This window comes from Citrobacter telavivensis, assembly GCF_041807075.1.
Lineage (GTDB): Bacteria > Pseudomonadota > Gammaproteobacteria > Enterobacterales > Enterobacteriaceae > Citrobacter_A > Citrobacter_A telavivensis.
In genome coordinates, this window is record NZ_JBGUBF010000007.1 from 129,764 (window position 1) to 150,631 (window position 20,868).

Annotated in this window: 15 protein-coding genes; 11 read left to right on the plus strand and 4 right to left on the minus strand. The window is 51.8% G+C overall.

The features are described 5' to 3' along the window. Positions 1-115: 115 nt before the first annotated feature. From ACERJC_RS21605 to ACERJC_RS21615, 3 genes are all read right to left on the minus strand, one after another. A complete protein-coding gene (locus ACERJC_RS21605) occupies positions 116-2,737 on the minus strand; it encodes an autotransporter outer membrane beta-barrel domain-containing protein (protein WP_373672462.1) in 2,622 nt (873 codons plus the stop codon). 436 nt (positions 2,738-3,173) lie between these two features. Then, a complete protein-coding gene (locus tag ACERJC_RS21610) occupies positions 3,174-3,977 on the minus strand; it encodes a DeoR/GlpR family DNA-binding transcription regulator (protein ID WP_152401061.1) in 804 nt (267 codons plus the stop codon). 32 nt (positions 3,978-4,009) lie between these two features. Further along, positions 4,010-4,906, minus strand: coding sequence for a sugar kinase (locus ACERJC_RS21615; protein ID WP_152401059.1), 897 nt, complete (start codon positions 4,904-4,906; stop codon positions 4,010-4,012). Positions 4,907-5,072: 166 nt separating this feature from the next. Here ACERJC_RS21615 and yihU point away from each other — a divergent pair, with 166 nt between their 5' ends. The 9 genes from yihU to ompL all read left to right on the plus strand — a co-directional run bounded on the left by yihU (position 5,073) and on the right by ompL (position 15,873). Next, the gene (yihU, locus tag ACERJC_RS21620) at positions 5,073-5,963 is read left to right on the plus strand and encodes a sulfolactaldehyde 3-reductase (RefSeq protein ID WP_373672463.1); all 891 of its coding nucleotides are present in this window, start codon (positions 5,073-5,075) and stop codon (positions 5,961-5,963) included. Positions 5,964-5,982: 19 nt separating this feature from the next. Further along, positions 5,983-6,861 (plus strand): sulfofructosephosphate aldolase, encoded by an 879-nt coding sequence (gene yihT, locus ACERJC_RS21625; RefSeq protein WP_373672464.1) that lies wholly within the window; start codon positions 5,983-5,985, stop codon positions 6,859-6,861. A 20-nt stretch (positions 6,862-6,881) separates the two neighbouring features. Next, a complete protein-coding gene (yihS, locus tag ACERJC_RS21630; protein ID WP_152401052.1) occupies positions 6,882-8,123 on the plus strand; it encodes a sulfoquinovose isomerase in 1,242 nt (413 codons plus the stop codon). 86 nt (positions 8,124-8,209) lie between these two features. Beyond that, positions 8,210-9,100, plus strand: coding sequence for an aldose-1-epimerase (locus ACERJC_RS21635; RefSeq protein WP_373672465.1), 891 nt, complete (start codon positions 8,210-8,212; stop codon positions 9,098-9,100). A 90-nt stretch (positions 9,101-9,190) separates the two neighbouring features. Next, entirely contained in the window at positions 9,191-10,066 is an 876-nt protein-coding gene (locus ACERJC_RS21640) for a sulfite exporter TauE/SafE family protein (RefSeq protein ID WP_042325436.1), read from the plus strand. 119 nt (positions 10,067-10,185) lie between these two features. Then, positions 10,186-12,225, plus strand: coding sequence for an alpha-glucosidase (locus ACERJC_RS21645; protein WP_373672466.1), 2,040 nt, complete (start codon positions 10,186-10,188; stop codon positions 12,223-12,225). Between the two features lie 41 nt (positions 12,226-12,266). Beyond that, positions 12,267-13,655 (plus strand): MFS transporter, encoded by a 1,389-nt coding sequence (locus ACERJC_RS21650; protein ID WP_373672467.1) that lies wholly within the window; start codon positions 12,267-12,269, stop codon positions 13,653-13,655. Between the two features lie 39 nt (positions 13,656-13,694). Then, complete coding sequence (locus ACERJC_RS21655) at positions 13,695-15,113, plus strand: MFS transporter (RefSeq protein WP_373672468.1); 1,419 nt, start codon at positions 13,695-13,697, stop codon at positions 15,111-15,113. A gap of 67 nt (positions 15,114-15,180) precedes the next feature. Then, positions 15,181-15,873, plus strand: coding sequence for a porin OmpL (gene ompL / locus ACERJC_RS21660; protein ID WP_373672473.1), 693 nt, complete (start codon positions 15,181-15,183; stop codon positions 15,871-15,873). Positions 15,874-15,933: 60 nt separating this feature from the next. Here ompL and typA read toward each other — a convergent pair whose 3' ends face one another. After that, positions 15,934-17,757, minus strand: a complete 1,824-nt coding sequence (typA, locus tag ACERJC_RS21665) for a ribosome-dependent GTPase TypA (RefSeq protein WP_152401040.1) — start codon at positions 17,755-17,757, stop codon at positions 15,934-15,936. A gap of 376 nt (positions 17,758-18,133) precedes the next feature. Here typA and glnA point away from each other — a divergent pair, with 376 nt between their 5' ends. Both glnA and glnL read left to right on the plus strand, forming a co-directional pair. Beyond that, positions 18,134-19,543 (plus strand): glutamate--ammonia ligase, encoded by a 1,410-nt coding sequence (gene glnA / locus ACERJC_RS21670; RefSeq protein WP_152401038.1) that lies wholly within the window; start codon positions 18,134-18,136, stop codon positions 19,541-19,543. A 274-nt stretch (positions 19,544-19,817) separates the two neighbouring features. After that, entirely contained in the window at positions 19,818-20,867 is a 1,050-nt protein-coding gene (glnL, locus tag ACERJC_RS21675; RefSeq protein WP_152401034.1) for a nitrogen regulation protein NR(II), read from the plus strand. Position 20,868: the final 1 nt, after the last annotated feature.

A 20,868-nucleotide genomic window follows, 5' to 3' on the forward strand; every position in this document is an offset into this window, starting at 1 on the left:
ATAACTGTAGCGGGAAAGGGACGTTTTGACTATGTGCCCGTCAGGGAAAGATGACGGAAAAAAAGGCGATGCCCTTACAGCATCGCCTTGTTCTGGTGTGATATTTATCGGTTTCTTAGAAGCTGTATTTCACCCCGAGCATCGCGGAGGTATCGCTGTAGCTGTTGTCGCCGACCTGCTGCGAAACGTTACCCCACACCTGCAGACGTGGATTGATCTGCCCTTCAATGCCCACTTTCAGCTCACCAATGTTACGCGTCCCGCTGATTTCATCCTTGATGGAGCCCATCTGTACGGTCTGGTTATTGGTGTTGTGGATCCAGTTCGCTTCAATAAACGGTTGGAAATCACGGCCTTTATCGGCATCTTTCTCCGCGTGACCTTTCAGGTAAGCACGAACGCCAAGGCGCGTCATCAGGTTACCGTCAGTCTTGTCTTTCACCTGAGTCCCGTTGTGTTCACGGTGTGAATCAGCCTGCACGTCCATCCAGATAACCTGCGCTTTCGGTTGGATCCAGTAGGTTTTATTTTCACTTTCCCCGACCAGGAAGCTATAACCGCCTTCAACAGACGCCGTGATACCGTCGGATTTGTAGTTTTCACTGGCCAGATGATCGCCGCGCACGGTGTTATCAAACCAGTTGTACAGCACCCAACTGTCCAGATAGGTCCCGGTCTTATCCGCTTCGTTTGCATACCAGGTGGCATACAGACCCACGCTGTAACCGTCTACCTGTCCACGGGACGCATAGCCCGTGTAGCTGTTATGGGTTTTACTTTTCTGGTTGGCATAACCCGCCATGGCACCCAGATGCCAGCGATCGAGGCCGTCGCTGCTCCACTGCGCCAGATCGCCACCTAACTGCAGAACATAACGGTTAGCGGTGGTTTTCAGCTGTCCGCTGCCGTCAGTGAAGCGATTATGGCCACCTACATTACGCATCCACATGGTGGTGACTTTTTCTTCGCCGGTCAGCATGTCGGTATACTGCGTCTCACCCAGACGGTCGTGCAGACGGGTGATAAACAGGGTATTGGCCGCATAGTTGTTCGCCAGGTAGCTCCCAAATTCAGGGCGATACTGGTGCTCTGTAGAGGGCGGTGTTGGCACTGGCGGTCCAGGAGGATCCTCTGGGTCTGGCTGCGCGGGATCGGGTTCTGGCTCGGTTGGCGGTGGTGGCGGCGGCGGTGGCGGATCCACCGGTGACAGTTCGCTGGTCAGATACCAGTCACTGGCTTTTTTCACCACGTCATAGTCATACGCGCCGGCGACGATACGCCCTGATTTCGTAAAGGTACCGTCAGAGTTCCCGGCAACTTCAACGATTTTAATCCCGTCGACGGTCAGTTCACCGGCACCACCAATGTTGTTGATGCCCACTTTGGTATTGCCAGAGGTATCACCCTGGACGACGAGTTTATCCGTCAGGGAAGTATCGCCTTCCAGCACCGTGTTCAGCACTAACAGTGCGTTGGTACCGATATAGTTGCCCACAACAGTCAGCGTTTTGAAGGTGGTTGCATCGTCGCGAGAAACACCGTCAGGACTGTAGCGCAGCGTGGCTTGATCCAGCGTCAGGTTAGAAACGACGGAGTTTCCGGTCATTTTCCATTCGCTGCTGGCCCCTTTCATATCCAGATTAATGGTTGCACGATAAGAAGCCGTGTTTTCCAGTTGTGAAGAGTTGGCGCTACCGACGAATTGGCTACCGTCATCCATTGTCAGGTCAATAACGCCGCTTGAACGCGCGTACAGATTACCTTTAATGTCATAGACGCCTGAAGCTGCAGTATCTGTTGCCTTATCCCAGGAGCGAATGAGCGCTTTACTTTGATAGGCATACATCGCGTAAGCGTTGTTGCCTGTTGCATCAATAGCCGTGTTTCCCCCCAGATTCACCGTGGCGAAATCACTACTGGCGGAAGCATAGATGCCATGCGCCCCACTATTAGTGGTAGTAACATCCAGGTTATTGAGGTTAACTTCACCTTTTCGCCCGGCGTAAACCCCATAAGCATTTGTACCGGAAGTCGTAATGGTTGTGGTTCCACCGATTGTGACATCGGCGATCCCCGCAGCGCTACCGAATAGATCACCGAGGTCTTTACCCGCATAAATCCCGTATCCGGAGTTCATGCCACCGCTACCGCGAGTAACGATATCAGCATCGCCGTGAACAATGATTGAAGAATACGCGCTAGTGTTTGCTCTGGAGATATTGGCACGCAGCCCCATGCCGTCTGAAGCGTTGACAGAAACATTGCCACTCACTTCGACAACAGAATAAGCACTTGAAAGCTCACGACCGAGGTTTATCCCATCAGAACTCGTTCCGGTCGTCGTAATGGTAATATTTTCTGCTTCTAATCGACCGCCGGCGTTTTTAGAGTGGATCCCATCCGCTTCCGAGCCAGTCGTGTTAATGACCAGATTTTTAAATTTATAACCCGTACTATCAAGGTATACACCCCAACCTTGCAAAGGCGTGGTTATGCCATTCTGGCTTGTATTAATTAAGACTTCGTCAAATGACGTGTAGTCGCGGCTATTTGACAACAGCGGGTTACCATTATAGTAAATCGTCTGATCGTCACAGAAAAATTGGGCCGTAGTCGTGTAACTACATCCCGCAGCAATCGCTTGTCCGCTTAGGCTCCCCAGAGCCAGCGCACTCGCGATACAGAGTGCCAATTTACCTGGTGAGGGTGTTTTGCATTTCATTTTTTGTGTTTTCATAGGAATACCTTTTCCGTACCACTCTTTTTCGGATAAGAGCATAAAAGACGCGGCAAAAAATAATTTAATTAAAAGGCAAAGCGGGTCTGTTCATCTTTAAAAATTAAAGATTCACTTACCTTAAAATTATTAAATTTTTCCTTTGCGCGATTAATACAATTATTCAAATATCATGTCAACGGGGCTTCAGTTGACGAAAAAGGCAAAATAATAAAAGACCATCAATTTATTCGCACTATTCCTGGATGTTTTTTTAAACAGATAAAAAAATGCGTGCAGAAGGTTAAAAAAGCTTATAAATCAAGAAGAATCAAAGGCACATTTTGATAAATTATGCAGGCTTTAGGAATTTTACACATCATACCAGGATGTTTAGCTATTTCTATTTTTTGTGATAAGAACCGCCTGAAACGGCGGTTTATTCAAAAGGAGACTGTTACGCAGAAACACTATCATCCTGGTCTGGACTCACCTGTACAATCTCCACCTGATTAGACTGGAGAAGCGTGTGGAGAGCCGGACCGGGAAGTTCATCCGTAAACAATGCGGTAACGGAAGAGATATTGCCAATTTCAACCGCTGCTGAGGCGTGGTATTTCGTATGGTCGGCAGCAAGCAGAATATGCCTAGAGTGGGCCATCATGGTCTTCACCACGCTGGCTTCATTGACGTCAAATTCTAACATCGCCCCATCACTTTCTATCGCCCCCACGCTGGTGACGAGGTAGTCCGCCCGGAAATCGCCGACAAACGCAGTCGCAGAAGGACCAATAATACCGCTGTTATGTGGCCGCAGCGTTCCACCGGGAACCATCACTTCGAAGCGGGGATTGTTATAGAGAATATGCGCAACCCGTAGGCTGTTGGTGATGATGCGCAGATGATTGTGGTTCAACAATGCCCGCGCCACCTGCTCCACGGTGGTGCCAATGGTGATGAACACCGTTGAACCATCCGGAATATAGTCTGCCACAGCTTCCGCGATGGCTTTTTTCTCTTGCGTCCATGAGACTTCACGTTGCTCAAAGGCAGTATTAACGACGCTGGACGCGCGACCGGCCCCCCCGTGATGACGGGTGATCAACCCCTGCTCGCTTAATTTACGAATATCACGGCGTACCGTCTGTGTGGAGACATCCAGTAAAGCCGCCAGTTCATCAATGTTCATATACCCGCGCTCACCTATGAGCGACAGCAACTGATCGTGCCGTGGGTTACCGGTCAGTTCGGTAAAACTCATGAAAATTCCTCAAAAAACCATTGCCCTGCATTTTATACAAAAAGTGACAGAAAAGATCGGGTTTGATCACAGTCAGGGATTCCTGCGCGCCCACCGGGTCGGGTGCATTTTAGCGCTGCAACGCCGCTGGCGAATCTGACAGCGTCTTTTAGTTCGCTGCCTGATGCAAGGCTGAATGCCAGCGCACCGTGAAAAACATCGCCTGCCCCGGTCGTATCCACCACATCCACCGTAAAACCGGCCTGGTGTTGCAGCATGCCATCTTCTATCCAGTAACACCCTTCGCGACCCTGCGTGACGTAGACATGTCCATTTGTGATCGTTTGTGATTGTTTTAATGCGCTGGCGACCTCACTGATACCGGTCAGACGCGCCAAACCTGGGGCCGAAAATGCGGCATGATCGCTTAATGCCACCAGCTCGCTAATGTCCTGCGGCGTCACATCGCCATCCAGCAGCGTTTTCACGCCCGCCTGACGCGCCAGCGTAAATGCCTGTTTTGCCCCTTCATGCCAGCGGACGTCCGCCAGTACCACATCCCACTGGGAAAAGTCGATGTCGTTAAGCCAGTCTGCCTCCGCCAGCAGATCGGGGCTCGGGAAATTGACGATAATTCGCTCCCCGTGAGCGTCGACCGTAATGGCCGACTGTGACGACTTCGCGCCGGCATAGCGCCGGGTGTAGCGGGTATTGACCCCCAGGGATTCCAGCTCCGACAGCAGACGGTTTCCGGTGTCGTCATCACCCACGCGGCCAATAAAGTCTACCTGCGCACCTAACTTCGCCGCCGCCACCGCGGCTGTCGCGGCCGGTCCACCGCCGACCTCGGTATAGCGATGCGCCACATATTTACCGCCTTCTGTCGGTAACGTTTCTACGTAATAGATGCGATCCAGCACGGTAATACCTACACAAGCAATACGAATCATGGTCGTTCCTTAAGCATGTTGGGATGAGGCTATTTTAATTTCACTAAATGTTTAAAAAGTGACGGCTGTCAATTTTTTGACCATAAATTACAAATACGATCAAAAACAGACAAAAACAACCGATCTGAAATGACAAAAAATGACATCACCGTCTCAGGAGAACGATATGGCAGTAATAGCATTTATCGGATTAGGGCAGATGGGCTCCCCGATGGCGAGCAACCTGCTCAGGCAGGGTCACCAACTCAGCGTTTTTGACGTTAACGCCGATGCCGTACAACGTCTGGTCGAAAAAGGGGCGCAACCCGCTTGTTCTCCAGCACAGGCCGCGCAAGGCGCTGAGTTTGTCATCACGATGCTGCCCAATGGCGATCTGGTTCACCGCGTGTTGTTGGGTGAAGACGGTGTTTGCGAAAGCCTTTCCCCACAGGCGCTGGTGATCGATATGTCAACCATCCATCCCTTGCAGACCGACAAATTGATCGCCGAACTGCATGCCAAAGGCTTCGCCATGATGGATGTACCGGTCGGACGGACCTCCGATCACGCCGTTGCTGGCACATTGCTATTGCTGGCAGGCGGCACGCCGGACCAGGTCGAGCGCGCCACGCCGGTGCTGATGGCGATGGGGAATGAGTTGATTAACGCCGGCGGTCCGGGAATGGGGATCCGCGTGAAGTTGATTAACAACTACATGAGCATCGCGCTAAATGCCCTGTCAGCCGAAGCCGCCGTACTGTGTGAAGCACTGGGCCTCTCCTTCGATGTCGCGCTACAGGTCATGAGCGGGACGCCTGCCGGAAAAGGCCACTTCACCACCTCGTGGCCAAACAAAGTGCTGAAGGGCGATCTTTCACCGGCCTTCATGATCGACCTGGCCCATAAAGATCTTGGTATCGCGCTGGATGTCGCCAATCAACTGCACGTTCCTATGCCGCTCGGCGCGGCGTCCAGGGAAGTTTATAACCAGGCGCGAGCCGCTGGCCGTGGGCGGGAAGACTGGACCGCCATTCTCGAACAGGTTCGCACTACTGCCGGACTGAAAAACCACCATTGACAGGTAAAAGGACTGAAGAATGACCACGTACACCCTGAAAGATATCACCCGACCTTCCGGCGGTTTCGCCATGCTGGCCGTTGACCAGCGTGAAGCGATGCGCCTGATGTTTGCCGCAGCAGGCGCGCCAACGCCGGTCACCGATCAACATCTCACGGATTTCAAAGTCAATGCTGCAAAAATTCTCTCGCCGTATGCCTCCGCGATCCTGCTGGACCAACAGTTCTGTTACCGCCAGGCAGTGGAGCAAAAAGCCGTCGCCAAAAGCTGCGGCATGATTGTCGCCGCCGACGCCTTCATCCCGGGCAACGGCATTCCCGTCGATAGCGTGGTGATTGATAAAAGCATCAATCCGCAGGCCGTCAAGCAGGATGGCGTGAAAGCCTTAAAGCTGCTGGTGCTCTGGCGCAGTGATGAAGACGCGCAGCAACGTCTGGCGATGGTGAAAGAGTTCAATACGTTGTGCCATGCCAATGGCCTATTGAGCATCATCGAACCGGTGGTCCGTCCGCCCCGTCGCGGAGATAACTTCGATCGCGAACAGGCGATTATCGATGCCGCCAAAGAATTGGGCGACAGCGGCGCCGATCTCTACAAGGTTGAAATGCCACTGCACGGTAAAGGCACACAGCAAGCCCTGCTCAGCGCCTCTCAGCACCTGAACGAACACATCAACATGCCGTGGGTCATTCTCTCTTCCGGCGTTGACGAAAAGCTGTTTCCACGTGCGGTCAGCGTCGCGATGAGCGCAGGCGCTTCCGGCTTCCTGGCCGGTCGTGCGGTCTGGTCTTCAGTGGTTGGCCTGCCGGACAGCGAGCTGATGCTGCGAGATGTTTCTGCACCTAAATTGCAACGCTTAGGTGAAATTGTCGATGAAATGATGGCCCGCCGCCGTTAATACGATACGAGGAGCAAAGAATGAAATGGTTTAACACAATGAGCCACAACCGCTGGCTGGAACAAGAAACTGACCGCATCTTCAATTTTGGTAAGAATGCGGCGGTACCAACCGGATTCGGCTGGCTGGGTAACAAGGGACAAATCAAAGAAGAGATGGGCACGCATCTGTGGATCACCGCACGCATGCTGCACGTCTATTCCGTTGCCGCCGCGATGGGCAGACCGGGCGCCTACGCCCTGGTCGATCACGGCATCAATGCCATGAACGGCGCGCTGCGGGACAAAAAATACGGTGGCTGGTACGCCTGTGTGAATGACGAAGGCGTTGTGGATGCGTCCAAGCAGGGATACCAACACTTTTTTGCGCTACTGGGCGCGGCCAGCGCGGTCACTACCGGACATCCTGAGGCCAGGAAACTGCTCGATTACACCATTGAAGTTATTGAGAAATACTTCTGGAGTGAAGAAGAGCAAATGTGTCTGGAATCCTGGGATGAGGCGTTCAGCAAAACCGAAGACTATCGCGGCGGCAATGCCAATATGCACGCCGTCGAAGCCTTCCTGATTGTTTACGACGTCACCCATGACAAAAAATGGCTGGATCGTGCTATCCGCATTGCCTCGGTCATCATTCACGATGTCGCCCGCAAAGGGGAATACCGCGTCAATGAGCATTTCGACGTGAACTGGAACCCGGTCCGCGATTACAACAAAGACAACCCTGCCCACCGTTTCCGTGCCTATGGCGGCACCCCAGGCCACTGGATTGAATGGGGCCGCCTGATGCTGCACATCCACGCCGCGTTAGAAGCACGATGCGAACAGCCTCCAGCCTGGTTGCTGGAAGACGCGAAAGGTCTCTTCCACGCCACCATTCGTGATGCCTGGGCACCCGATGGGGCTGACGGCATCGTGTACACCGTTGGCTGGGATGGCAAACCCATTGTTCGTGAACGTGTGCGCTGGCCCATTGTGGAAGCGATGGGCACTGCCTATGCGCTGTATACGGTAACGGGCGATCGCCAGTACGAAACCTGGTATCAGACATGGTGGGACTACTGCATTAAATACCTGATGGATTACGAAAATGGCTCCTGGTGGCAGGAACTGGATGCGGACAACAAGGTCACCACTCGGGTGTGGGATGGTAAGCAGGATATTTATCACCTGTTGCACTGTCTGGTCATTCCGCGCATCCCGTTAGCGCCAGGTCTGGCACCTGCCGTTGCAGCGGGCCTGTTGGATATTAATGCGAAATAAATCCGCCTGAGAAATACGGCATAGCAACATGCGAACGTTGCCTGTGCCGTTGTTCACGAAGGGGCTCTCATAGACAGGTGATATATATGCAAAGTAGTGGGAATACGATTTTACTCGCTGCGGGTGATTACCAGGCGCAGATTGTTTCTGTCGGTGCAGGTCTTGCCGAACTGACCTGGCAGGGCAAACATCTGGTCATACCGCATAACCCAGAAGAGATGCCGCTGGCTCATCTGGGCAAGGTGTTGATCCCCTGGCCTAATCGTATTGCCAACGGTTGCTATCAGTATGAGGGGCAGGACTACCAGTTACCGATCAATGAGCACAGTTCTCAGGCCGCCATTCACGGCCTGCTCGCCTGGCGCGACTGGCAGATTGAGGCGTTAACGGCGACAAGGGCCACTCTGACGCTGTTTTTACCGCCCAGCTATGGTTACCCCTTCACGTTGATGTCTCAGGTTATCTACTCACTGGATGCTGAGACGGGGCTTTCGGTCACCATCGTCAGTAAAAACAGGGGTAAACAACCTGCACCCTACGGCGTCGGGATCCACCCCTATTTAACCTGCAACTTAGCGCCTGTTGATGACTGTATGCTGCACCTTCCGGCGAAGCAGGTTTTTGCCGTCGATGCCCAGGCGAACCCCACGACGTTATATCCCGTTGAAGAAATGGATTTGGACTACTCCATCCTGCGTGCCGTCGGTGATAAACAAATCGATCATACCTTCAGAACTCACGGTAATCCGTGGGAAATGCAGATGATTCATCAACAACAGGCACTGTCTGTCAGTCTATTTTCCGATCAGCCGTGGTTACAGGTTTACAGTGGTGAAAAATTAAACCGTCAGGGATTAGCGGTCGAACCTATGAGTTGTCCGCCAAATGCGTTTAACTCTGGAACAGATTTAATATTACTCAAACCAGAAGAACAACATCAGTTATTTTTTAATATTCGAGGAAAAACAGCAGTGTAATAACGCATTTAATGTAAAAAGCTCACCGCTCCGGAATTAAAAAAAACGGGGTCACATTTTGAAGCTTTATTTGATAATGAAGGAATGACGATGGATTTCTTTACTTTATTTACTCCTGATGGCGTGATGCTAGATAACCAGGTTGTCTATACCGTCATTGCATTAATGTTTCTTTATACCTTTGTGGGGATATGTGCAGGTTTTGGTGGCGGATTAACTACCATGCCGCTCATCACTCTGATGCTGCCGGTTAAAATGGCGACTCCGCTTTCCGTTATTGTCGGTACGGCGACGGCCATTTATGCCACCTGGCTATCACGTAAAGAGACCGACTGGCGTTCGGCGGCGGTACTGATCGGTTTCTCATTTCTTGGGATCCCGGTTGGCCTGTACGCGCTGTCTTACCTGCCCGATCACATCATGAAAATTGGACTGGGTGGGTTTCTGATCCTCTACTCATTCTACAGCATGTTTATTCCTCGCCTGCCCGTTTATGACCGGCGCTGGATTGCTGCGCCGTTGGGTGCTGTCGCGGGTGCGCTGGGGGCCGCCTTCTCCACAAATGGACCGCCGGTTGTGATGTACGGCATGTTACGTAATTTAGGCCCGGCGGCTTTTCGCGGTACGTTGAATGCGTTCTTTACGGCGAATAATATTGCCGTGGTTGGCGGTCTGGCAACCAGTGGAATATTGACAATCTCAACGTTTAAACTGGTCATTTTCTGTATTCCTACCATGATCCTCGGTTCACTGGTGGGACAGTATGTGCATAAACGTATTTCAGTAAAAGTATTCCGTACTCTGGTATTTTTATTATTGATCGCTTCAGGTGCCATGCTAATTAAAGGGGCAATGGGTATTTCCGCGCTCACTGCGCTCCTGCCACCTTTTGTCCTGCTGGCGGTATTACATTTATTGCTGGGTAAAAAAATAGCGGAGATCCGTAAAGCGGATGCCGAAAAATAATACGAGTTATCTTTTTACGCGCTACCTGACGGTCGCGCGTAACGATGTAAAGCGAATGAAAAATAGCAAACCATAATCCATTACTGTGCTCGCGTTCCCAAATTCATGGAGTGTTTTATATGAGTACGCAAACCCGACATTTATCCTTTGTCCAGGTCGAAAAAATTATTGATGGTTTTGCATTACGTTATCGGCAGCGTGTGATCTTACGCCATACGTCAGAAAACCCCTGTTTGTGGGTCGGTGCAGGCGTCGCTGATATCGACATGTTTCGCGGTAACTTCAGTATTAAAGATAAGCTTAACGAGAAAATTGCGCTGACCGATGCCACGATCAACGAATCAGCCGACGGCTGGCGGATACGCTTTAGCCGTGGTGATACCGTCAATGCGACGCTGCTTATTTCTGTCGATGAGGCAGGTCGCCTACAGTTGGATCTGCACAATGACGATCTCAACCATAACCGCATCTGGCTACGGCTGGCGGCTAACCCGGACGACCATATCTACGGCTGCGGCGAACAGTTCTCTTACTTCGACCTGCGCGGCAAACCGTTCCCGCTGTGGACCAGCGAACAGGGGGTGGGCCGTAACAAAACCAGCTACGTCACCTGGCAGGCCGACTGCAAAGAGAACGCTGGCGGCGACTATTACTGGACTTTTTTCCCGCAACCCACGTTTGTCAGTACGCAAAAGTACTACTGTCATGTTGAGAACAGTTGCTACATGAATTTTGACTTCAGCGCGCCGGATTATCACGAACTGGCGCTGTGGGAGGATAAAACTACTCTGCGTTTTGAATGCGCCGACAGCTATATTGCACTGCTGGAAAAACTGACCGCGCTGCTGGGTCGCCAGCCGGAACTGCCGGACTGGATTTATGATGGCGTCACGCTGGGCATTCAGGGCGGCACCGAGGTTTGCCAGAAGAAACTGGATACGATGCGTCGTGCAGGCGTGAAGGTAAACGGCATCTGGGCGCAGGACTGGTCCGGGATCCGCATGACCTCATTCGGTAAGCGCGTGATGTGGAACTGGAAGTGGAACAGCGACAACTACCCGCAACTGGACAGCCGTATCAAACAGTGGAATGCCGAAGGCGTGCAATTCCTCACTTATATCAACCCGTATGTCGCCAGCGATAAAGACCTGTGCGCCGAAGCGGCAAAGCACGGCTATCTGGCAAAAAATGCGGCGGGTGATGATTACCTCGTTGAATTTGGTGAGTTTTACGGCGGTGTGGTCGATTTAACCAACCCGGCGGCCTATGACTGGTTCAAAGACGTCATCAAGAAAAATATGATTGAACTCGGCTGCGGCGGTTGGATGGCGGACTTTGGCGAGTACCTGCCGACCGACACGGTTCTGCATAACGGCGTCAGTGCTGAGATCATGCATAACGCCTGGCCTGCACTGTGGGCAAAATGTAACTACGAGGCGCTCGAGGAAACCGGCAAGCTTGGCGAAATCCTGTTCTTCATGCGTGCGGGTTATACCGGCAGTCAGAAGTACTCCACCATGATGTGGGCTGGCGATCAGAACGTGGACTGGAGTCTGGATGATGGTCTTGCTTCCGTCGTCCCCGCTGCGCTCTCGTTAGCCATGACCGGTCACGGCCTGCACCACAGCGACATCGGCGGCTACACCACCCTGTTTGAGATGAAGCGTAGCAAAGAGCTGCTGCTGCGCTGGTGTGATTTCAGCGCCTTCACGCCGATGATGCGTACCCATGAAGGTAACCGTCCCGGTGATAACTGGCAGTTTGACGGCGATGGCGAAACCATTGCCCATTTCGCCAGAATGACGACCGTCTTTACCTCTCTGAAGCCGTATCTCAAGCAAGCCGTCGCACAAAACGCCGCAACCGGCCTGCCAGTTATGCGTCCGCTATTCCTGCATTACGAAGACGATGCGCACACCTACACCCTGAAATACCAGTACCTGCTGGGACAGGATCTGCTGGTCGCTCCGGTACATGAGCAGGACCGCAGCGACTGGACGCTGTATCTGCCGGAAGATAACTGGGTGAACCTCTGGACCGGTGAAACCCACCGTGGTGGCGAGGTAACCGTGGACGCGCCGTTGGGCAAACCGCCGGTCTTTTATCGCGCGAAAAGTGAGTGGGCGTCGCTGTTCGCGTCTTTGCGCCACATCGCGTAAGACTCGCCCGTGGGAAAACCACGGGCAAACGAGAGATTATCATGAGTCAAAACATAACCAATCCGGCAACCCTACGCTTGCCTTTTAAGGAAAAAATCGCCTACGGGATAGGTGATTTAGGCTCCAATATCCTTCTGGATATCGGTACCCTCTATTTACTTAAGTTTTATACCGATGTCCTCGGTTTGCCGGGAACGTATGGTGGCATCATTTTCCTTATCGCCAAGTTTTTTACCGCGTTTACCGATATGGGAACCGGTATTATGCTCGATTCACGGCGTAAAATCGGCCCAAAAGGGAAATTCCGACCTTTCGTGATGTATGCCGCGTTTCCGGTGACCCTGCTGGCTATTGCTAATTTTGTCGGTACGCCGTTTGAAATCACCGGTAAAACGGTAATGGCGACCGTACTGTTCATGCTCTACGGGCTGTTCTTCAGCATGATGAACTGCTCCTACGGGGCAATGGTGCCTGCCATTACCAAAAACCCGGATGAACGCGCTTCGCTCGCTGCCTGGCGACAAGGTGGCGCGACGCTCGGCCTGCTGTTGTGCACCGTCGGCTTTGTGCCAGTGATGAATCTGATCGAAGGCAATTCGCAGTTGGGCTATATCTTCGCCGCGACGCTGTTTTCCCTGTGCGGACTGTTCTTTATGTGGTGCTGCTATGCCGGGGTAAAAGAGCGCTATGTTGAAGTGACCCCCGTCGACGCGGCACAGAAACCCGGCTTACTGCAGTCATTTCGCGCCATCGCCGGCAACCGTCCGCTGTTCATTTTGTGTATTGCCAACCTCTGCACGCTCGGCGCGTTCAACGTCAAGCTGGCTATCCAGGTCTATTACACCCAGTACGTGCTGAACGACCCAATCTTGCTGTCGTGGATGGGCTTTTTCAGCATGGGATGTATTTTCATCGGCGTCTTTTTAATGCCGGGGATGGTCCGCCGCTTCGGCAAGAAAAAGGTTTATATCGGCGGCCTGCTAATCTGGGTCGCAGGGGATCTGCTCAACTACTTCTTCGGCGGAGGGTCGGTCAGCTTTGTCGCTTTCTCCTGCCTGGCGTTCTTCGGTTCCGCGTTTGTGAACAGCCTGAACTGGGCGCTGGTCTCCGACACGGTGGAATACGGTGAATGGCGTACCGGCGTGCGCTCTGAAGGGACGGTCTACACCGGTTTTACCTTCTTCCGTAAGGTTTCGCAGGCGCTGGCAGGTTTCTTCCCGGGATGGATGCTGACCCAAATCGGCTATGTGCCCAACGTGGTGCAATCGGAGGGAACGGTCGAGGGCCTGCGACAACTGATCTTTATTTATCCGTGTGCACTGGCAGTCGTCACCATTATTGCGATGGGCTGTTTCTACGATCTCAACGAAAAGATGTACATCCGTATCGTTGGCGAAATCGAAGCCCGCAAACGCGCCATTGCAGAGTGAAAATGAATGGCAACTTGCGGGACTTCACGAGGATTGATTATGTCTGACCATGATCCACTAACCCTGAAACTGAGTTTGCGAGAAAAACTGGCCTACGGCGTGGGTGATATTGGCTCCAATCTCATGCTGAGCGTCGGCACATTATATCTGCTGAAATTTTATACTGACGAATTGGGAATGCCCGCCTGGTACGGTGGAATTATCTTTCTGGTAGCAAAATTCTTTACCGCATTCACCGACATGCTCACCGGATTCCTGCTTGATTCACGCAGAAGTATTGGACCAATGGGAAAATTCCGCCCCTTTATCCTGTATGCGGCAATCCCTTCAGCGATCATTGCGACGGTACAATTTATTACCACGACATTTAGTCTGCCAATCAAAACAGCTCTCGCGACGGGTTTGTTTATGTTATTTGGCCTGTTCTATAGTCTGATGAATTGCTCCTATGGCGCGATGATCCCGGCGATGACTAAAAACTCAAACGAGCGAGCGCAACTCGCTGCTTTTCGGCAGGGAGGCGCGACCATAGGTTTATTAGTTTGCACGGTGGCATTTATTCCTCTGCAAGCGCTCTTTTCCTCTTCAGCCTTCGGTTATGCTTGTGCCGCCTTCATTTTTTCTGCCTGCGGATTCGGGTTCATGATGCTATGCTTTAAAGGCGTTAAGGAACATTACCGGGCAACGGTTTCAACAGAACATAAGATGGGTATTTTTAAATCATTCTTCGCTATTTTTCATAATCCGCCACTGCTCGTGCTCTGTATCGCGAACTTATGCACGCTGGCCGCATTTAATATCAAATTAGCCATTCAGGTTTATTACACACAATATGTCCTGAACGATCCGCATCTATTATCATGGATGGGATTCTTCAGCATGGGATGTGTGTTGATTGGCGTCATTCTTGTCCCCTGGACGGTTAAATGCTTCGGTAAAAAGCAGGTGTACTTAGCCGGCATGATGTTATGGGCGCTTGGCGATATCTTGAATTATTTCTGGGGTAACAGTTCCTTCACCTTTATCATTTTCTCCTGTATTGCCTTCTTCGGCACCGCCTTCGTCAATAGCCTGAACTGGGCGCTGGTACCGGATACCGTAGATTACGGCGAATGGAAAACGGGGATTCGCGCGGAAGGTACCGTCTACACGGGATATACCTTTTCGCGGAAGATTTCTGCCGCGCTGGCGGGGTTTCTGCCCGGTATTATGTTGACCCAGATTGGCTATGTGCCAAACATCGCGCAAAGCGATACCACTCTACAGGGATTACGTCAGTTAATATTTCTCTGGCCCTGTGGTCTGGCGATTATTGCCGCATTGACCATGGGTTTCTTTTATAAACTCAACGAAGCGCGTTTCGCCTTTATTATCGAGGAAATTAATCAACGAAAAAAGAATAACAATATTCCGGATGTAACCAATAACAATAAAAACATCGCTACTGTAAATCTATAAATAAACCTTGCCGCTATTTCCATCCTGATGGATGGCGGCATCCCTACGCTTAAAAAATGGATTTATGATGAAAACATTAAACTCAATCATTCTGTTATCTTCAGTGATATCAACCTCTGTTTTTGCCGGTGCTTATGTCGAAAACCGGGAAGCTTATAATCTGGCCTCTGACCAGCAAGAGATCATGTTACGCGTTGGCTATAACTTCGATATGGGAGCAGGCATTATGCTCACCAACACCTACACGCTCCAGCGCAAAGACGAGTTAAAGCACGGCTATAACGAGATCGAGGGTTGGTACCCGTTATTCAAACCCACGGATAAATTAACGATCCAACCCGGCGGGTTGATTACCGACAAGAGCATAGGTTCCAGCGGCGCTGTCTATCTGGACGTCAATTACAAGTTTGCACCGTGGTTTAACCTGACCGTGCGTAACCGCTATAACCATAATAATTACAGCTCGGTTGATTTAAACGGGGAGCGGGATAATAACGATACCTATGAGATCGGCAACTATTGGAACTTTATTATTACCGATAAGTTTTCGTATACCTTTGAACCCCACTATTTTATGCGGGTGAATGATTTTAATAGCAGCAATGGCAAGGATCATCACTGGGAAATTACCAATACCTTCCGTTATCGGATCAACCAGAACTGGTTACCCTACTTCGAACTGCGCTGGCTGGACCGTAATGTGGAACCCTATCACCGCGAACAAAACCAGATTCGCGTTGGGGTGAAATATTTCTTTTAATTACATTGAGGTAAAAAAAAGCCGCTGATATCAGCGGCTTTTTCATCACAAGATTATGAATTAATCTTCTTTCGGACCACGGTTCGCGCGGCGGCGATCGTTTTCCGTCAGGTGACGTTTACGAATACGGATAGACTGCGGAGTCACTTCTACCAGTTCGTCGTCATCGATGAACTCCAGAGCTTGCTCCAGGGTCATCTTAACCGGCGGAACCAGAACCGTTGCTTCGTCAGTACCGGAAGCACGCATGTTGGTCAGTTTCTTACCGGTCAGGCAGTTTACGGTCAGGTCGTTAGAACGACTGTGAATACCGATGATCTGGCCTTCGTACACTTCTGCACCGTGACCCAGGAACAGCTTACCGCGATCCTGCAGGCTGAACAGCGCAAACGCGACGGCTTTACCCTGACCGTTAGAGATCAGTACACCGTTCTGACGCTGACCCACTTCACCCGGACGTACGTCGTCATAGTGGCTGAAAGTGGAGTACAGCAGACCCGTACCGGAGGTCATGGTCATGAATTCTGAACGGAAGCCAATCAGACCACGGCTTGGGATCACGTAGTCGAGACGTACGCGGCCTTTACCATCTGGATTCATGTTTTTCAGGTCGCCTTTACGCTCACCCAGTGCCTGCATGACAGAACCCTGGTGCTGCTCTTCGACGTCCAGTGTGACGTTTTCGAACGGCTCTTGTTTACGGCCGTCGATTTCGCGGAAGATAACTTTCGGACGGGAAACCGCCATTTCGAAACCTTCACGACGCATGTTTTCGATAAGAACTGACAGGTGCAGCTCACCACGACCCGATACACGGAACGCGTCTGCATCTTCGGTTTCTTCAACACGCAGCGCAACGTTGTGCACCAGCTCTTTGTTCAGGCGGTCAAGGATCTGACGAGAGGTAACGTATTTACCTTCTTTACCACAGAACGGCGAGGTGTTGACGTTGAAGAACATGGTGACGGTCGGTTCATCAACAGACAGCGCCGGCAGCGCTTCCACATTCTGCGGATCGCAGATGGTGTCAGAGATGTTCAGCTCGCCCAGACCGGTGATCGCGATGATGTCACCTGCTTCAGCTTCGGTGGATTCAATACGCTCCAGACCCAGGTGAGTCAGGACTTTACCGACTTTACCGTTACGGGTTTTGCCTTCGCTATCCACGATAGTGATCTGCTGGTTCGGCTTCACTTTACCGCGTTTGATGCGGCCGATGCCGATAACGCCAACGTAGTTGTTGTAGTCCAGCTGAGAGATCTGCATCTGGAACGGACCATCAAGGTCAACGTCCGGCGCAGGTACGTGGTCGACAATCGCCTGATACAGCGGGGTCATGTCTTCCGCCATATCTTCGTGATCCAGACCGGCAATACCGTTCAGCGCGGAAGCGTAGATGATCGGGAAGTCCAGCTGTTCGTCGGTCGCGTCGAGGTTCACGAACAGGTCAAATACCTGATCGACAACCCAGTCCGGACGCGCGCCAGGACGGTCAACTTTGTTGATAACCACGATTGGCTTCAGGCCATGCGCAAAGGCTTTTTTGGTCACGAAGCGCGTCTGCGGCATCGGGCCGTCAAATGCGTCAACCACCAGCAGCACTGAGTCAACCATGGACATGACACGCTCAACTTCACCACCGAAGTCTGCGTGCCCAGGGGTATCAACGATGTTGATACGGTAATCATTCCATTTGATAGCGGTGTTTTTCGCGAGGATGGTAATCCCACGCTCTTTCTCCAAATCGTTGGAGTCCATCACACGCTCTTGAGTTTCGGCACGAGAGTCGAACGTACCGGATTGCTGCAGCAGCTTATCAACCAGGGTAGTTTTACCATGGTCAACGTGCGCGATGATGGCGATGTTACGCAAATTTTCGATCACAACTTTGCCTCAGGCATTAGAAATAGCGCGTTATTGTACACGGATTAATCGCACTACAAAACAGGATCACAAACATCCTCCGCAAACAAGTATTGCAGAGATTCTTTGTGATCGCTTTCACGGAGCGTTAAAAGGGTTATACACGGTTCATTGCACCAATATGGTGCTCAATGTTCACATTAAAGCACTATACTGGTGCAACATACACAACATGGTGCAACCCTTTTGCACGATGGTGCGCATGATAACGCCTTTTAGGGGCAATTTAAAAGTTGGCACAGATTTCGCTTTATCTTTTTTACGGCGACACGGCCAATGAATAAAGAATTGAACACCTCGTTACCACGACGACTATGACCAATCTGGAGAGTTAAGTATGTCCGCTGAACACGTTTTGACGATGCTGAATGAGCACGAAGTGAAGTTTGTTGATTTGCGCTTCACTGATACCAAAGGTAAAGAACAGCACGTCACGATTCCTGCTCATCAGGTAAATGCCGAATTCTTCGAAGAAGGCAAAATGTTTGACGGCTCTTCGATTGGTGGCTGGAAAGGCATCAACGAATCCGACATGGTGCTGATGCCGGATGCATCTACCGCGGTTATCGACCCGTTCTTCGCGGATTCTACGCTGATCATCCGTTGTGATATCCTGGAACCCGGCACCCTGCAGGGCTATGACCGCGACCCGCGTTCTATCGCCAAGCGTGCTGAAGAGTACCTGCGCTCCACGGGTATCGCGGATACCGTTCTGTTTGGGCCAGAACCTGAATTCTTCCTGTTTGATGACGTCCGTTTCGGCGCGTCAATCTCCGGTTCTCACGTGGCCATCGATGACATCGAAGGCGCATGGAACTCCTCCACCCAGTACGAAGGTGGTAACAAAGGTCACCGTCCGGCGGTGAAAGGCGGCTACTTCCCGGTTCCACCCGTTGACTCCGCTCAGGACATCCGTTCTGAAATGTGTCTGGTAATGGAGCAGATGGGCCTGGTTGTTGAAGCTCACCACCATGAAGTAGCAACCGCAGGTCAGAACGAAGTGGCGACCCGCTTCAACACCATGACCAAAAAAGCGGACGAAATTCAGATCTACAAATACGTAGTGCACAACGTCGCTCACCGCTTCGGCAAAACCGCGACCTTCATGCCGAAACCCATGTTTGGCGATAACGGTTCCGGCATGCACTGCCACATGTCTCTGTCCAAAAACGGCACCAACCTGTTCTCTGGCGACAAATATGCGGGCCTGTCTGAGCAAGCGCTGTACTACATTGGCGGCGTAATCAAACACGCTAAAGCGATCAACGCCCTGGCGAACCCGACCACCAACTCTTACAAGCGTCTGGTCCCGGGTTACGAAGCACCGGTCATGCTGGCTTACTCTGCCCGTAACCGTTCTGCTTCTATCCGTATTCCGGTGGTGGCTTCTCCGAAAGCACGTCGTATCGAAGTCCGTTTCCCGGATCCCGCAGCGAACCCGTACCTGTGCTTTGCTGCCCTGCTGATGGCGGGTCTTGACGGTATTAAGAACAAGATCCACCCGGGCGAAGCAATGGACAAAAACTTGTACGACCTGCCGCCGGAAGAAGCGAAAGAGATCCCACAGGTTGCTGGCTCTCTGGAAGAAGCACTGAACGAGCTGAATCTGGACCGCGAATTCCTGAAAGCGGGTGGCGTGTTTACTGATGAAGCCATCGATGCTTACATCGCGCTGCGCATTGAAGAAAATGACCGCGTACGCATGACGCCGCACCCGGTAGAGTTTGAGTTGTACTACAGCGTTTAATGATAATTAGTTGTAATTCCCGTAGATTTCTTATTGCAGCAAGGCGGCAATCGAAGGAATCCCGATGAGCTTAGTCCACTAAGTGATTCGGGTGACTGAGAGCAGCCAACACCGCTGCGGTAAGAAAGATACGGAGAATTTTAGTTGCCGTGGAAACTTTTAGCCCATCACACGATGGGCTTTTTTCACCGTCAACAATCTGATCCTTCGCGCTTTTTCTACATAAAAAGCTATAATGCACTAAATTGGTGCACACTATTCAGGAGACTGCTATATGGCAACAGGCACGCTGCCCGATGCTGGGCAGATCCTCAATTCTTTAATCAACAGCATCTTACTGGTCGACGATGAGCTTGCAGTGCATTACGCCAACCCGGCCGCGCAGCAGTTACTCGCTCAAAGCTCCCGCAAACTGTTTGGTACGCCGCTTCCTGAACTCCTGAGCTATTTTTCTTTGAATATCGGGCTGATGCGCGAAAGCTTAGAGGCGGGGCAAGGTTTTACCGACAATGAGGTCACGCTGGTGATTGACGGGCGCTCGCACATTCTGTCGCTCACTGCGCAGCGTTTGCCGGACGGACAGATCCTGCTTGAAATGGCGCCGATGGATAACCAGCGCCGCCTGAGCCAGGAGCAGCTACAGCACGCTCAGCAGGTCGCCGCGCGCGATCTGGTACGTGGACTGGCGCACGAGATTAAAAACCCGCTCGGTGGCTTACGCGGCGCAGCACAGCTATTAAGCAAAGCCCTGCCCGATCCGGCGCTGCTGGAATACACCAAAGTCATTATTGAACAGGCTGACCGACTGCGTAATCTGGTCGACAGGTTATTAGGCCCGCAGATGCCAGGCACGCATGTCACGGAAAGCATCCATAAAGTGGCAGAGCGTGTGGTGGCTCTGGTTTCTATGGAGTTACCGGCCAACGTCACGCTGGTCCGTGATTACGATCCCAGCCTGCCGGAACTGCCGCACGATCCGGAACAAATAGAGCAGGTGTTGTTGAACATTGTCCGCAATGCGTTGCAGGCGCTGGGGCCCGACGGCGGGGAGATCGTGCTGCGTACCCGCACGGCTTTCCAGCTCACGCTGCACGGCGAGCGCTATCGCCTGGCGGCGCGTATTGACGTCGAGGACAACGGGCCGGGGATCCCTTCCCACTTACAGGATACGCTGTTTTACCCCATGGTCAGCGGCCGCGAAGGCGGTACCGGGCTGGGATTATCCATCGCCCGTAATTTGATCGATCAGCATTCCGGCAAAATTGAATTTACCAGTTGGCCAGGTCATACCGAGTTCTCGGTTTATCTGCCGATTCGGAAATAGA

Coding starts and splice junctions, on each gene's coding strand:
- ACERJC_RS21605 (WP_373672462.1), bottom strand. CDS start 2,737: ATGAAAACACAAAAAATGAAATGCAAAACACCCTCACCAGGTAAATTG.
- ACERJC_RS21615 (WP_152401059.1), bottom strand. CDS start 4,906: ATGATTCGTATTGCTTGTGTAGGTATTACCGTGCTGGATCGCATCTAT.
- ACERJC_RS21635 (WP_373672465.1), top strand. CDS start 8,210: ATGCAAAGTAGTGGGAATACGATTTTACTCGCTGCGGGTGATTACCAG.
- ACERJC_RS21650 (WP_373672467.1), top strand. CDS start 12,267: ATGAGTCAAAACATAACCAATCCGGCAACCCTACGCTTGCCTTTTAAG.
- ACERJC_RS21655 (WP_373672468.1), top strand. CDS start 13,695: ATGTCTGACCATGATCCACTAACCCTGAAACTGAGTTTGCGAGAAAAA.
- ompL (WP_373672473.1), top strand. CDS start 15,181: ATGAAAACATTAAACTCAATCATTCTGTTATCTTCAGTGATATCAACC.
- glnA (WP_152401038.1), top strand. CDS start 18,134: ATGTCCGCTGAACACGTTTTGACGATGCTGAATGAGCACGAAGTGAAG.
- yihT (WP_373672464.1), top strand. CDS start 5,983: ATGACCACGTACACCCTGAAAGATATCACCCGACCTTCCGGCGGTTTC.
- glnL (WP_152401034.1), top strand. CDS start 19,818: ATGGCAACAGGCACGCTGCCCGATGCTGGGCAGATCCTCAATTCTTTA.
- yihU (WP_373672463.1), top strand. CDS start 5,073: ATGGCAGTAATAGCATTTATCGGATTAGGGCAGATGGGCTCCCCGATG.
- ACERJC_RS21640 (WP_042325436.1), top strand. CDS start 9,191: ATGGATTTCTTTACTTTATTTACTCCTGATGGCGTGATGCTAGATAAC.
- yihS (WP_152401052.1), top strand. CDS start 6,882: ATGAAATGGTTTAACACAATGAGCCACAACCGCTGGCTGGAACAAGAA.
- ACERJC_RS21610 (WP_152401061.1), bottom strand. CDS start 3,977: ATGAGTTTTACCGAACTGACCGGTAACCCACGGCACGATCAGTTGCTG.
- ACERJC_RS21645 (WP_373672466.1), top strand. CDS start 10,186: ATGAGTACGCAAACCCGACATTTATCCTTTGTCCAGGTCGAAAAAATT.